Annotated in this window: 12 protein-coding genes, 1 tRNA gene and 1 pseudogene; 9 read left to right on the top strand and 5 right to left on the bottom strand. The window is 73.3% G+C overall.

Annotation, left to right across the window (positions count from 1 at the left end; genetic code table 11):
* A pseudogene (locus PSR1_RS24080) lies at positions 1–429 on the top strand (hypothetical protein); the annotation flags it as partial.
* A 16-nt stretch (positions 430–445) separates the two neighbouring features.
* Here the strand turns inward: PSR1_RS24080 and PSR1_RS08475 are convergent.
* From PSR1_RS08475 to PSR1_RS08465, 3 genes are all read right to left on the bottom strand, one after another.
* Positions 446–544 (bottom strand) — tRNA-Sec (locus PSR1_RS08475).
* Between the two features lie 153 nt (positions 545–697).
* Positions 698–2,527 carry a PxKF domain-containing protein gene (locus PSR1_RS08470; protein ID WP_059437175.1) on the bottom strand — a complete coding sequence of 610 codons (1,830 nt, stop codon included), beginning with the start codon at positions 2,525–2,527 and terminating at the stop codon, positions 698–700.
* Positions 2,528–2,758: 231 nt separating this feature from the next.
* Positions 2,759–4,387 (bottom strand): HAD-IG family 5'-nucleotidase, encoded by a 1,629-nt coding sequence (locus PSR1_RS08465; protein ID WP_237757876.1) that lies wholly within the window; start codon positions 4,385–4,387, stop codon positions 2,759–2,761.
* Positions 4,388–4,516: 129 nt separating this feature from the next.
* Between PSR1_RS08465 and PSR1_RS08460 the strand changes: the two genes are divergently transcribed.
* On the top strand, positions 4,517–4,741 hold the full coding sequence (locus PSR1_RS08460) for a hypothetical protein (protein WP_059437173.1): 225 nt from the start codon (positions 4,517–4,519) through the stop codon (positions 4,739–4,741).
* Positions 4,742–4,783: 42 nt separating this feature from the next.
* Here the strand turns inward: PSR1_RS08460 and PSR1_RS08455 are convergent, their stop codons facing one another.
* Entirely contained in the window at positions 4,784–5,029 is a 246-nt protein-coding gene (locus PSR1_RS08455; protein WP_012526021.1) for a helix-turn-helix domain-containing protein, read from the bottom strand.
* Positions 5,030–5,257: 228 nt separating this feature from the next.
* Here PSR1_RS08455 and PSR1_RS08450 point away from each other — a divergent pair, with 228 nt between their 5' ends.
* The 3 genes from PSR1_RS08450 to PSR1_RS08440 are packed head-to-tail and all read left to right on the top strand — an operon-like array spanning position 5,258 to position 8,621.
* On the top strand, positions 5,258–6,583 hold the full coding sequence (locus PSR1_RS08450; RefSeq protein WP_370539091.1) for a M16 family metallopeptidase: 1,326 nt from the start codon (positions 5,258–5,260) through the stop codon (positions 6,581–6,583).
* A complete protein-coding gene (locus PSR1_RS08445) occupies positions 6,580–7,899 on the top strand; it encodes a pitrilysin family protein (RefSeq protein ID WP_059437171.1) in 1,320 nt (439 codons plus the stop codon). The genes PSR1_RS08450 and PSR1_RS08445 overlap by 4 nt, the downstream gene beginning before the upstream one ends.
* Positions 7,896–8,621, top strand: a complete 726-nt coding sequence (locus PSR1_RS08440) for an RluA family pseudouridine synthase (RefSeq protein ID WP_059437170.1) — start codon at positions 7,896–7,898, stop codon at positions 8,619–8,621. The genes PSR1_RS08445 and PSR1_RS08440 overlap by 4 nt, the downstream gene beginning before the upstream one ends.
* Here PSR1_RS08440 and PSR1_RS08435 read toward each other — a convergent pair.
* A complete protein-coding gene (locus tag PSR1_RS08435; RefSeq protein WP_059437169.1) occupies positions 8,618–9,040 on the bottom strand; it encodes a hypothetical protein in 423 nt (140 codons plus the stop codon). The two genes, PSR1_RS08440 and PSR1_RS08435, sit on opposite strands and share 4 nt — an antisense overlap.
* A 115-nt stretch (positions 9,041–9,155) precedes the next feature.
* On the opposite strand from PSR1_RS08435, the gene PSR1_RS08430 reads away from it, so the two are divergent.
* From PSR1_RS08430 to PSR1_RS08415, 4 genes are all read left to right on the top strand, one after another.
* Complete coding sequence (locus PSR1_RS08430; protein ID WP_059437168.1) at positions 9,156–9,911, top strand: ABC transporter permease; 756 nt, start codon at positions 9,156–9,158, stop codon at positions 9,909–9,911.
* A 2-nt stretch (positions 9,912–9,913) separates the two neighbouring features.
* Positions 9,914–10,660: an ABC transporter ATP-binding protein gene (locus tag PSR1_RS08425; protein ID WP_059437167.1), complete on the top strand. Its 747-nt coding sequence runs from the start codon at positions 9,914–9,916 to the stop codon at positions 10,658–10,660.
* Between the two features lie 16 nt (positions 10,661–10,676).
* Entirely contained in the window at positions 10,677–12,380 is a 1,704-nt protein-coding gene (locus tag PSR1_RS08420) for an MlaD family protein (RefSeq protein WP_059437166.1), read from the top strand.
* A 191-nt stretch (positions 12,381–12,571) separates the two neighbouring features.
* Positions 12,572–13,093 carry a TlpA disulfide reductase family protein gene (locus tag PSR1_RS08415; protein WP_059437165.1) on the top strand — a complete coding sequence of 174 codons (522 nt, stop codon included), beginning with the start codon at positions 12,572–12,574 and terminating at the stop codon, positions 13,091–13,093.
* Positions 13,094–13,130 lie beyond the last annotated feature (37 nt).

The following is a 13,130-nucleotide window of genomic DNA, read 5'->3' as shown; positions in this document are numbered from 1 at the left end:
GGGGTCAGCGGCGCCGCCGTCGCGCCGCTGGCCGGGCGCGCCGGCGACCGCGGGTGGAACCGTCCCGCCAGCGCGCTCGCGCTGGCGGCGGTGGCCGGGGCCATGGCGCTCGCCGGCGCGGCGCGCGCCGGCTGGCTCGCGCTCGGGCCGGGCGCGGCGCTGGCGCTCCTGGTCGTCGCGGCGGGCGTGCTCGACGCCGGCGTCATCGCGGATCAGGCGCTCGCGCGGCAGGCGCTGAACGGCGTCCGTCCCGAGGCGCGCGGGCGGCTGAACGGCCTGTACACCGGGACGTTCTTCCTGGGCGCCGCCGCCGGCTCGGCGCTGGCCGTGCCCGCCTACGCGCGGGGAGGGTGGGCGACGGTGGCGGCGCTGGCCGCCGGGTGCGGCGTCGCGGCGCTCGCGGTGGTGGCGCGGCGCCCCCCACGCTGAACGCCACGGGGACGGATGGCGGCAGAGCAAGGGAATCGAACCCTCCGACAGCGCCTCTCAGCACCATCCACCGGTTTTGAAGACCGGGCCCGGCACCAGCCTAGGACGCTCTGCCGGGATCGGGTGTACGTGCGCGCGGGGGCCGGGTCAAGCGCGGCGTTGGGCGCGCGGCCGGCCGGGGCGGGTCGGCGCGACGCCCGCCGCTCGCGGTGGATGACCGGAGCCACTCCGCCCGCGAACGGCGCGCCCGCCCGGCGGGCCGGGAGCGTCAGTTCGCCGAGACCTGGACGCTCCGGTCGACTCCGTCGCCGAGGTCGATCCTCACCATCCAGGTCCCGCTCGCGACCTTCAGGTTGAAGACGTACTGCTCGCCGTCGAAGCGGAAGAGGTTGCCGACGGTCGCCCCGTACGTGAAGGGAGCCTCCTCCTCGACGGTCCCGAGCACGGCGTCCGTCATCTGCGACAGGGACAGCCGAGCCTGGAGATCCGTGATCCCGGCGCTCGCGCCCGCGAGCTGGAACTTCACCGGGACGGTCCGGCCCGCCTTGAACACCGAGGAACCGTCGGGTCGCACCGGCGGAAGCACTCCGCTCCACTGGAAGGTCACCGCCACGTCGAACGACGCGAACCCTGCGTTCCCGGCCGGGTCGACGGCGGAGCACGTCACGCGCGTGGTTCCGGGTGGGAAGATCGCGCCGGACGGCGGGGAGCACGTCGGCAGCAACGTCCCCGCGTAGTCGTCGTGGGCGGTCGCAGCGAACGAGACCGTGGCGCCGCCTGCGGAGCTGGCGGTCGCCGCGATCGACGGCGGCACGGTGACGATCGGCGGCATCGAGTCGGTGAAGATCAGGCGGCCCCTGACCTCGTCCACCGTCGGATCCGCCGCGGATGGCGCCGCGTACAGCAGCAGGGCGGTCCCGTTCTCCACGGACGCGAGCGCAGGCTCGACGCTCACCGACGAGAAGAGCGCCTGCGCGGCGACCGCGGGGGAGAAGTCGACCGGGAGCAGGGTCCCGAGGACGTCCGCGGGCTGATACGCGCGCCGCGTCCACCAGATGGTGAGGTACTGCCGACCGTCGAAAGCCCCGACGACCGGGTACCCGCCCGTCGACTCGGCACGGGGCTCGGCCTGGAGCAGCGCGGTGTTGTCGGCCGTGAACTGGACCGGCTGGTCGCCGAGCCAGCCGGCCCGCAACGTGAACTGCGTCAGCGAGGCCACGTCGTCGTGGAACTCGTAGTCATACGAGTTGAAGAGGACGAGCGACGACGGCCCGCCCGACGCGACCTCGATCGGCCACCAGGGGCTCGGCTGATCCCAGTTGATGAAGCGATTGGCTGTGGAATAGGCGAGCACCGTGGTCGGCCAGCGCCTCGGGGGCATTTCGTCCCACCACTGGAGCGCGACGAAGTAGTCCCCGTCGTACAGGCCGGCCCACTCGAGCGGGTAGCCCCAGTCGCACTCCTGGGCGAGCATGGTCGGCGGGGCCAGCGCCCCGGCGCTCGAGATCGCGGCGCCCCAGAGCGTGTAGCAGCCGGGCGCGTCGAAGAGGGAGATGTAGCTCACGTAGTAGTTCGCACCGTCCGTGTCCGACTGCGCGCCGATCACCTGCCAGCTCCGGTTGCGCGCGGGCTCGGGATAGAGCGCGATCTGGATGGGCGACGGGTCGAGCAGCTGCATGTCGTGGGAGAGGCGCGCGCCGAAGATGGCGGCGCGGACGTTTCCGAAGGAATCCGTGGATCCGTCCCGCGCCCGCCAGACCACCAGGCAGTTGTCGCTGGCGCAGGAGATCGAGGGGGAATGCCCGTTCTCGCCGACGCGAACCGGGGCGCCCCCGAGCGACTCGCCGTACCTGCCGAGCGCCAGCGCGTAGATCGTGCGGTCGGCGCCGCTCCACGCGACGGCGTAGCCGGCCGGCGTCGGCGCCACCGCGACCCGGCCGCGGTAGCCGTTCGTCGCGTAGCCCGGTGTGAGCGCGTCGCTGTAGGGCGACAGCGCGCTGCCCGCGACCACGAACTCCGGCCCGACGTCGAGCGCGAATGCGCCGGCGGAAGCGAGCAGCACGGCGGCCGCCGCCATCCCCTTCGCGAGACCGAGCATGGGATCCCCCGTTCCAGACTGTCAGTGGAACGCGAGGACACCTATCACCGGCAATCGTGCTCAATCGCGGACATGATGCCGTCACCCCACCAGGGATCGCATCGCGACCGGGAGTGCGCCTCCTTCGGCGGAGCCGGCTTGATGCACGTCACCGCGTTGCGTCCCCGAACGTCGGGACGCGGCCCGGCAGGGCGGCGGCTGCCGACGCGTTGCGGTACGCGAGTGGCGTCGTCAGCGCGACGCCTTCGACGCCTTGGACGGGCGGTCGCCGGCCACCGGCGCGCCGTGCTCGTCGCCCCAGGGCGAGATGCGGGCGGGCGCGGCGCGCTCGTGCGGCATCGCGGCGCGCGGGGAGCGGAAGTACTGCATGGGCGAGTAGAAGACGAAGTTGGACACGCGGCTGGTGTAGAGGCAGGCGTAGTCCTCGATCTGCTCGCCGAAGCGGGAGTTCTCGTTCCCCTCCTTGAACGTGAGCCCCCAGTAGCGGTTGAAGCCGCCCTCCACGCCCTGCTGCAGCTCCTCGATGCGCGCGTTCGCGTCGCGCTGGGCGCGCCGGAGCGCCTCCATCTCCGCCTTGTCCCGGCGGCGCTCCTGCTCCAGCCGCTCGCGCTCCTCGGGGGAGGGCTCGTCGCGCTCGATGCGCCGGTCGAGCACGTTCAGCGCGGCGCGGTGCACCGAGAGCTCGTCCTCCACGCGCACGCGCAGGTCCTCGAGCCGCGACAGCTCCGCGAGCGAGGTCTGGTTCCGCTCCAGCCAGGCCAGCTCGTCCTCCAGCTCCTGCACGATCATGCAGGTGCGCCAGAGCGAGCTCTTCTTCGACCGCAGGATGTCGCCGTAGATGTGGTCGCCGACGTACAGGATCCGGTCCCCGCCGATGCCGAGCAGCCGCTCCAGCGTGGGCAGGTCGCCGCCCTGGTAGAAGCGCCCGCGCTCGAGCGAGGCGGGCTCGGCCCCCAGCTCGCCGTCCGGCCCGACCTCGTACAGCGGCCGCCGCTCCGCGAAGAACGCCGGCTTGGCGGCGCCGGTGATCACCGCGTCGAAGTAGTTCCGCCAGCTCGGGTACTCGGGCAGCACGCCGTCGAGCACGTAGGACATCACCGCGTCGGTGTAGTCCCACAGCGAGTTGGTGAGCACGAACAGCTTCTTGCCGCCCGAGCGCAGCTTGTGGAGCGCGGGCCCGAGCTCGGCGTCCTTCACGAGGTAGCGCGGCAGCTCCTTCTTCACCTCGGCCTTGAGCGTGCCGTCGCGGTGCACCGTGTCGATGGCCTCGCGGATGTCGTCGTAGAGCCGGGCGTAGTCCACCGTCTGCCCGAGCCCCTCGAGCAGCTCGATCACCAGCGCGAACAGGCAGGCCTCGGGCAGCGCGAACAGCGTGTCGATCCAGGCGAAGCGCGGCAGCGAGAGGTGGATCTTCTCCTCGCGGTACAGGCGCTTCAGCTCGTCGAACGGCAGCTCCCGGCGGCCGTGGTAGCAGCGGCCCACGTGGTTGTGCCGGTCCATCTTGAAGATGTTGCCGTGGAGCTTGTCCACGACCAGCCCGCGGATCACGAACTCGGGATCGTAGTGCAGCGCCCCGAGGGCGGGCGGGTACCCCATCACCGCGATCATCCGCGCCAGCGTCATCTGGAACGCGAGGGTCTCGAGCTGGCGCAGGTGGTAGATCGCCAGCGTGTAGTCCATGTCGAAGCCGACCGCCTCGATGCGGTCCATCCGCAGGTTGCGGTTGACGAAGACCTGCCGCGCGCGGGGGACCTCGCGGTGCGAGCCGTGCTGCTCGGCCAGCAGGGCGCGGACGTCGGGGCTCTCGTAGGCACGACCCAGCGGGCCGGCGGCGGGTGCGTCGGTGCGAGGAAGATCCATCCCGCGCCGAGATAACACGCCGGGGAGGGGGCCTCAACGCGTGGTCGGGGCCGCGCGGCCCGGCGCGGGCCCTGCCGGCGGGGGCCGGATCCTTGACCGGACGGGGCGGCGTGGCAGGCTCGGCCTGCCGTGGCCGCCCGCAAGCGCCAGACCTCGCCGGACCTGCTCGCGCGCCTCGCGGCGCTGGAGGAGCGCGTCGCCCGCCTGGAGGCCGGCAGGGCTCCGCCGGGGGACGGCCGCGCCGCGGCCGTCGAGCGGTCACCCAAGGTGAAGAGGTGCCCCGGCTGCGGCCTGCCGCTCCGGCGCAGCAAGGGTCGCTGCGCCGCCTGCGGCCGGCCGCTCGATCCGATCTAGCCGGGCCCGCCTCGCGCCGGCCCGGCCTCCCCCTTCGCGCCGCTAGTCCTCCGCGACGATGCGCGTCGCCGGGATGCCGAGCGCCCGCGCGATCGCGACGACCGTGGTGTACGGCGGGTTGCGCCCGCCGCGCTCGATGAGGCTCACGTACGCGACGGAGAGATCGAGCGCCTCCGCGAGCGCCTCCTGCGTCATGCCGCGTCCCCGGCGGTGCTCGCGAACCCGCTCGCCGAGCCGGCGCAGCTCCTCGCGGCGGGGATCCCGCTGCGTCTTCGTCTTGGTCGCCATCGCTTCTGGGATCCTCACGCTTGAACCCGGGTCGTTGGGTTGACGGCCAGTCGCCCGAACGGAACGTGGCAGTGGCCGGATTTTGTAGAACCGAACGGTTTCTCGGGTCCACCGACCTACTGTCGATCGCCCAAGGCAAGTGAACGTCCCCGGACCACGCGACTATTCCGGTGGAGGGCCGTGGCGCGCCGCGGCGGACGGGCGGCGGAGCGGCGGGCCGTCCGCCTGATGGACGGGGCGTCCGGCCGCGGCTATGTTCCGCGCCGGATGGCCAGCCAACCCGAGTCGCCCGCCCTGCTCGACCTCGCGCAGGTCCGCGCGCACACCCTGTCGAACGGACTGCGGGTCCGTGTACTCCCCGAGCGGAGCACCCCCACGGTCAGCTACTACACGTTCTTCCAGGTCGGCTCCCGGAACGAGCGGCTGGGGCTGACCGGCATCAGCCACCTGTTCGAGCACATGATGTTCAACGGCGCGGCGCGCTACGGCCCGAAGGAGTTCGACCGGGTCCTGGAGGCGCGCGGCGGCCACTCGAACGCCTACACCTCCAACGACGTCACCGCCTACTACGAGGACTTCGCCGCCGAGGCGCTCGAGACGGTGGTGGACCTCGAGTCGGACCGGATGCGCTCGCTGCGCCTGACCGAGGACTCGCTGGAGCAGGAGCGCGAGGTGGTGAAGGAGGAGCGCCGCCTCCGCACCGAGAACTCGATCTTCGGCCTGATGGAGGAGCAGCTCGAGTCGCTGGTGTTCCTCGCGCACCCGTACCGCTGGCCGGTGATCGGCTGGATGGAGGACATCCAGCGCATCGCCCGCGAGGACTGCGAGGCGTTCTTCCGGACCTACTACGCGCCCAGCAACGCCGCGGTGTACGTGGTCGGCGACGTGGACCCGGACGCCACGCTGCGGCTGGTGGAGCGCTACTACGCCGACATCCCGGCCGGCCCGCGGCCCGCGCCGGTGCCGCAGGGCGAGCCGCCCCAGCGCGGCGAGCGGCGCGCCACCGTCCGCTACCCGGCGCAGGCGCCGGCGCTGCTGGCCGGGTGGCGCGGCCCGGCGGCGCGCAGCCCGGACTCCGCCGCCCTGGACGTGCTGCAGGTGTGCCTCGCGGTGGGCGAGTCGTCGCGCCTGCGCCGGCGGCTGGTGCAGGAGCTGGAGCTGGCGGTGTCGGTCTCGATCAGCTGGGGCTGGCGCATCGACCCGGGCGTCTTCCTGGCGTTCGCCGAGCTCGCGCCGGGGGTGCCGGTGGAGAAGGCGGAGAAGGAGCTGTGGGCCGAGCTCGCCAAGGTGGCCGCGCGCGGGGTGACCGCCGCCGAGGTGCGGCGCGCCAAGGCGCTGCTGCGCAGCTCGGTGCTCCACGAGCTGGCCACCCACCACGGCGTCGCGCACGCGCTCGGGCAGGCGGAGGCGCTCCTGGGCGACTGGCGGGAGGCCGGGCGGGCGCTCGAGCACTACGCGGCGGTGGGGGTGCGCGACGTGCGGCGGGTGGCGGCCGAGTACCTCGACCCGACCCGCCGCTCGGTGGTGGTGCTCGACCCGGAGGTGCGGCGGTGAGCCCCTCCATCGCGCTGCCGCCCATCCGCCGCGAGACGCTGCCCGGCGGCCTGCGGGTGATCGTCGCCGAGCGCAAGGGCATCCCGCTCGCCGCGGTGCGCCTCGTCCTGCGCGGCGGCGCCTCGCTCGATCCGTCCGGGCGCTCCGGCCTCTCGCACCTCGTCGCGCTGGCGGCCCGGCGCGGCACCCGCCGGCACACGGGCGAGGAGATCGACCTCGCCATCGAGTCGATCGGCGCCGAGCTCGGCACCGGCGTGGACGAGGACGCGTCCTACTTCGGCCTGTCGGCGCCGGTGGAGGTCCTGCCGCGCTGCCTCGACGTGCTCGCCGAGATGGCGGGGAACCCGACGTTCCCCGCCCGCGAGGTGGACCGGCTGCGCCGCCGCGAGGTGGCCGCGCTCGCCCACGATCTCGACGAGCCGGGCGTGGTCGCCGACCGGGCCATGCTCGCGGCCGGCTACGGCGCGCACCCGTACGCGCGCTCGCCGGAGGGCACGGTGCGCTCGCTCGGCGCGGTCCGGCGGGCCGACGTGGCCGGCTTCCACCAGCGCTACTACCGGCCCTCCGCCGCGTTCCTGGTGGTGGTGGGCGCGGTCCGCGCCGACGAGGTGCTCGCGCTGGTGCGGCGCCGCTTCGCCGGGTGGCGCACCGCGGAGCGCCCGCTGCCGCCGCTCCCCGCGACCACGGCGCCGCGCACCGCGGTGCTGGTGGTGGACAAGCCGGACGTGACGCAGAGCCAGGTCCGGATCGCGTCCGAGGGGTTCGCGCGCCGCAGCCCGGACTACTACCCGGGCATGGTGGCGAGCGCGGTGCTCGGCGGCGGGTTCACCTCGCGGCTGATGGAGGCGATCCGCGTGAACCGCGGCCTCTCCTACGGCGTGCGGAGCCGCTTCGCCACGAGCGCCGTGGGCGGCCTGTTCTTCGTGTCCACGTTCACCAAGGTCGAGACCACCGCCGAGATCGTGCAGGTCGCGCTCGACGAGACGGCGCGCTTCTGCGCCGAGGGCCCGTCGGCGGAGGAGCTGGAGCGGACCCAGAGCTACCTCTGCGGCCTGTACCCGCTCTCGCTCGAGACGCACGACCAGCTCGCCGAGAAGCTCGCCGACCTGGAGCTGTACGGGCTCGACGACAGCGAGGTGGCCGAGTTCCGCGAGCGGGTGCGGGCGGTGACGCCCGAGCAGTGCCGCGAGGTCGGGCGGCGCTACTTCCCGCTCGACCGGCGCGTGGTGGTGGCGGTCGGCCCGGCGCGGGCCATCGCGCGCTCGCTGGAGCGGTTCGGGCCGGTGAAGGTGATCCCCGCCAGGAAGATGGTGTGACCGCGGCGCCCGCCGTCCCGGTGGCGGTGCTCCACGAGGACGCGGACCTCCTCGCGGTGGACAAGCCGGCGGGGCGGCTGGTCATCCCGGGGCGCGACGGCGGCGAGCCGAGCCTGCGCGAGGAGCTGGAGGCGCGCTTCGGCCGGCTCTGGGTGGTGCACCGGCTCGACCGGAACACGAGCGGCGTGCTGGTGCTCGCGCGCACCGCCGCGGCGCACCGCGCGCTCAACCTGGCGTTCGACCGGGGCGAGCCGCGCAAGCGGTACCTGGCGCTGGTGCGCGGCGCCCCGCCCGCCGAGCAGCGCATCGAGGTGCCCATCGCGCCGGCGCGCAAGGGGCGCATGCGCCCGGCCGCGCCGGACGATCCGCGCGGGAAGCCCTCCGCGACGGTGGTGCGCCGGCTCGAGGCGTACCCGGCGCACCCGCTCGGCGGCGGGCCGCTCGCGCTCGTCGAGGCGCTCCCGGAGACCGGGCGCACCCACCAGATCCGCGTGCACCTCGCCGCGGCGGGCACGCCGCTCGCCGTGGACCCCGCCTACGGCGACGCGGCCCCGCTGCTCGGCCCGGGCGGCGAGCCGGTGCTCGCGCGCACGCCGCTCCACGCGGCGCGGCTGGCGCTGCGCCACCCCGCGGACGGGCGGGAGCTGGTGCTGGAGGCGCCGCTGCCCGCCGACCTGGCCGGGGTGCTGGCGCTGCTGCGGGGGACGCCGGGCGGCGGCTAGCCGCGGGCGTGGACCAGGATCTTCACGTCGGAGCGGAAGGTGATCTCGATCTTGCCGCCGTCGCGGACGGCGGAGACGAAGCCGCGCCCGAACAGCGGGTGGTCGACCACCTCGTCCACGCGGAAGGTGGTCTTGGGCGAGTAGGGGCGGGCGCTCGACACGTCCCTCGCGCCGAGCAGGTCCTCGAACGGCACCGCCGCGGCCTTCTCGCGCGGGGCGCGCGCGGGCCGGGCCCCGGCCGCGCCGGAGGCCGCGCGCGGCGCCGACGCGCCGGCCGGGCCCTTGTACCGGTGTACGCCGTGGCAGGTGTTGCACTCCACCTTCACCGGCTTGCCGGCGACCACCGCGTGAACCGTGTGCGCCAGCATGAGCTGGCACTTCGTGCAGAACGAATCGACCTCGCCGCCGACCTTGACCATGGGGGCGCGGAGTATAGCCGCGACCCCGTCCGGCGCCTCACGAATCGATGCCGCACGCGACCGGGGCCGCGCGAAAGCGGGCGCGCCGCCCGCCGCCGTGCCAGAATGCGCCCGCATGCTCTCCCGCCTACGGGACGCCTTCGAGGACTTCGGCCGGATGATCCTGTTCGCCGGCGAGACCGTCGCCTGGGCGTTCCGGCCCCCGTTCCGGCCAGACCAGGTCCTGGCGCAGATGGCCTTCATCGGCGCCGGCTCCGCCTTCATCGTGGGGGTGACCGGCACGTTCGCCGGGATGGTGTTCGGCCTGCAGATGAACTACGCGCTCCGCCAGTTCGCCGCCGAGGGCTACACCGGCGGCTCGACCGCGTTCGCGCTGGCGCGCGAGCTGTCGCCGGTGTTCACCGCGCTCATGGTGACGGGGCGCGCCGGCAGCGCCATCACCACCGAGCTCGGCACCATGCGCGTCACCGAGCAGATCGACGCGATGGAGACCATGGCGGTCTCGCCCATCCAGTACCTGGTGGTGCCGCGGGTCCTCGCGTCCGTCCTCATGTTCCCGGTGCTCACCATGCTGTTCAACGCGCTCGGGTACGGCGGCGCGTACGTCATGGGCGTGTTCGTCTCCGGCATCCCCGAGGGCCCGTTCATCCAGCACACCCGCGAGTTCCTGGGGCCCGACGACATCTTCCACGGGCTCGGGAAGGCGGTGCTGTTCGGCTACATCGTGGCGGTGATCACCACCTGGCGCGGCTACGCCGCGAGCGGCGGCGCGCGCGGGGTGGGAGAGGGGACCACCCGCGCCGTGGTGGCCAGCTCGGTGGCCATCCTGGTGGCCGACTACGCCGGCACCGTGCTGAGCGTGGGGACCTGAGCGTGATCGAGGTTCGCGATCTCTGGAAGTCCTTCGGGACGAACCAGGTGCTGAAGGGCATCACGCTCGACGTGCCGAAGGGGAACACCTACGTGGTGCTGGGCGGGTCGGGCTCGGGCAAGACCGTGCTCATGAAGCACGTCATCGGGCTGCTGAAGCCGGACCGCGGCACGGTGCGGGTCGGCGAGCACGAGATCTCCACCCTGACCGGCCGCGAGCTCAACGAGGCCCGCCGGATGTTCGGGATGGTGTTCCAGGGCGCGGCCCTGTTCGACTCGATGAACGTCTTCGACAACGTGGCGTTCCCGCTGCGGGAGAAGCGCCGCGGGACGCGCCTGGCGGCGGCCGAGGTGCGCAAGCGCGTGATCGACAAGCTCGCGGTGGTGGACCTGGGCGAGGAGGTCCTGGGGCGCTGGCCGGCCGAGCTCTCCGGCGGCATGCGCAAGCGGGTCGCGCTGGCCCGGGCGCTGGTCTCCGACCCGCAGGTGGTGCTCTACGACGAGCCCACCACCGGCCTCGATCCCATCACCACCAACTACGTGGACGAGATGATCGTGCACGCCAAGGAGCGCCTCGGCATCACCAGCATGGTGATCTCGCACGACATCGCCAGCGCATTCCGGGTGGCCGACCGGCTGGCGGTGCTCTACGATGGACACCTCGCCGCGGAGGGGACGCCCGCGGAGGTCCGCCAGAGCAAGGATCCCTTCGTGCAGCGCTTCCTCTCCACCTGGTTCGAGAAGCAGTGACCTCCGGGAACCGCCCGTGAAGCCCGCCGTCAACAAGGCCCTGGCCGTGGGCGTCCTCGTCGCCGTCGGGCTGGCGGCGTTCCTGTTCGCGTTCACCTTCTTCAAGAAGGGCGGGTACTCCGAGACCGACAGCTACCTCGTGTACGCGCGCTTCAGCGACGCCACCGGCCTCACCTGGAAGAGCAAGGTGCAGATCGCCGGCATCCAGGTGGGCGAGGTCTCGAAGATCACCCTCGACAAGAACAAGGCGCTGCTCCAGATCCGCATCGACCGCTCGGTGCCGCTCCACACCGACGCCTGCCTCTACAAGAGCTTCCCCTCCGCGCTGCTCCCCGACGCGCTGCTCGAGGTCATCGCCGGCTCCGACTCCGCGCCGCTCCTCTCGTCGCTGCCGGAGGCCGAGCGCGAGATCAAGTGCGTGCGCGAGGCCACCAGCGTGCAGCAGCTGCTCGACTCGATGGCGAAGATCGCCAGCGACGTGCAGCTCGTCACCGGCGACCTCGCCAAGACCGTCCAGGGCGACCAGGGCAGCCTGCGCGAGATCGTGGAGAACCTGGCCCGCATCACGCGCCAGGTGGACCAGGTGGTGGCGCAGAACCGGGACAGCCTGACCGAGCTCATCGCGAACACCCGCGACTTCACCGCCGACCTGCGCGAGATCTCGGCCCGCGACAAGGACCGCATCCACAGCATCCTCGCGAACGTGGACGAGCTCACCGCGCGCCTGAAGGTCGCCGCGGGCAGCCTGCAGGGCATCCTCGACGGCGGAGGGGCCGGCGCCCCCGGCGGCGGCCCGGCCGGACCTCCCGGCGCTCCGGGCGCACCCGGCGCTCCTGGGGCACCCGGCGCCCCCGGCGCGGCGGGCGCGACGCCGGCGGTCGCCAGCCAGCAGGCGCAGGCGAAGGGCGTGCAGCAGGCGGTGGCGCGCCTCAACGACAGCCTCGCCCGGCTCGACCAGCTCCTCGCCAAGGTGCAGGAGGGCAAGAGCGTCGCCGGCCGGCTGCTCACCGACGAGAAGATGGGCCGGCAGCTCGGGACCGCCGTGGAAGGCGTCTCGGACTACGTGGACCGGCTGCAGAAGATGCAGATCGAGGTCCAGCTCCGCTCGGAGTGGCTGCTCAACCAGAGCGTGGAGGACGGGCGCCCCGGCGCCAAGGTCTACTTCGGTGCGAAGCTGCTCCCGCGGCCGGACAAGTATTACCTGCTCGAGGTCGTGAGCGATCCGCGCGGCGTGGACACGGTCACCACCGACACGATCACCACCCGCACGCCGGGCTCGGTCGGCGACTCCACCACCGTCACCACCCGGACCCGCCACGAGGACAAGGTCACGTTCTCCCTCCAGATGGCGAAGCGCTACGGACCGGTCACGTTCCGCGGCGGCGTCATCGAGAGCTCGGGCGGCCTGGGCGCCGACCTGCACCTGATGAAGGACCGGCTGCAGATCTCGACGTCGCTCTACCAGTTCTCGCGGCCGTACCAGGACGTGTTCCCGCGCGCGAAGGTCTGGGCGAACTACAACTTCCTCCAGCACTTCTACGTCACCACCGGCGTGGACGACTTCCTGAACCGGTGGCGCAGCGCCGCCTCGCCGGACGGGCGCAGCTTCAACATCGGCACCGACGTGTTCTTCGGGGCGGGCCTCTACTTCACCGACGACGACCTGAAGACGCTGCTCGTGTCGGGCGCCGGCAGCGCCGCGAGCGGCGCCAGCAAGTAGGCCCCGATTCCGCTCACGGTGAGCCCGGTTCCGCTCGCCGTGAGCCCGATTCCGCTCACGGTGAGCCCGTCGAACCGTGAGCGGGGAGCCCCCGCGGAGGCGACCCCGTGGGCGGGGTGGGGCGCGAACCGCCCCGGCGGCCCGTGGCTCCCATGAAGCGGGCCCTCACCCGCGTTAGGAGTCCTCCGCCCATGAACGGTCGCCTCAAGCTCGTCCTCGTCGCGCTCCTCGCCGTGGTGGCGTTCCAGGTGTTCTTCCGCGGCCGCGGCGAGCCCCGCTCGCAGGGCGGCGGCCACCCCGCGCCCCCGCTCGCGCTGCCCGACCTGGCCGGGCGCACCGTCGACCTGGGGTCGCTCCGCGGCAAGGTGGTGGCGGTGAACTTCTGGGCGAGCTGGTGCGGCCCGTGCCGCGCCGAGATCCCGGACCTCGCCGAGGTGTGGAGGGCGCAGCAGGGCAAATGCTTCGAGCTGCTGGGGGTGGCGGAGGAGTCCGGGCGCGAGGACGTGCTCGCCATGGCCCGCGACATCCCGTACCCGATCCTCTTCGACGCCCGCGCCACCGCGCTCGAGCCGTGGGGCGTGCCCGCCTACCCGCGCACCTACCTGGTGGACGCGCAGGGCACGGTCCAGCACGTGTTCGCCGGGTCGCTGGACCGGGAGACGCTCACCGCCGCGCTGGAGCCGCTGCTCCCGGCGTCCTGCCCGAAGGGCTGACGAACGGGTTGGCGTGGCCCGCGCGGGCGCGGTAGAT

The organism is Anaeromyxobacter sp. PSR-1, assembly GCF_000964525.1.
GTDB lineage: Bacteria > Myxococcota > Myxococcia > Myxococcales > Anaeromyxobacteraceae > Anaeromyxobacter.
This window is presented reverse-complemented; position numbering and strand designations above follow the sequence as displayed.

Bases quoted from the DNA above. Each gene is read 5' to 3' on its own strand.
- PSR1_RS08435 (WP_059437169.1), bottom strand. From the start codon at position 9,040: ATGGTCAAGGTCGGCGGCGAGGTCGATTCGTTCTGCACGAAGTGCCAG.
- PSR1_RS08430 (WP_059437168.1), top strand. From the start codon at position 9,156: ATGCTCTCCCGCCTACGGGACGCCTTCGAGGACTTCGGCCGGATGATC.
- PSR1_RS08465 (WP_237757876.1), bottom strand. From the start codon at position 4,387: ATGGATCTTCCTCGCACCGACGCACCCGCCGCCGGCCCGCTGGGTCGT.
- PSR1_RS08415 (WP_059437165.1), top strand. From the start codon at position 12,572: ATGAACGGTCGCCTCAAGCTCGTCCTCGTCGCGCTCCTCGCCGTGGTG.
- PSR1_RS08455 (WP_012526021.1), bottom strand. From the start codon at position 5,029: ATGGCGACCAAGACGAAGACGCAGCGGGATCCCCGCCGCGAGGAGCTG.
- PSR1_RS08470 (WP_059437175.1), bottom strand. From the start codon at position 2,527: ATGCTCGGTCTCGCGAAGGGGATGGCGGCGGCCGCCGTGCTGCTCGCT.
- PSR1_RS08450 (WP_370539091.1), top strand. From the start codon at position 5,258: ATGGACGGGGCGTCCGGCCGCGGCTATGTTCCGCGCCGGATGGCCAGC.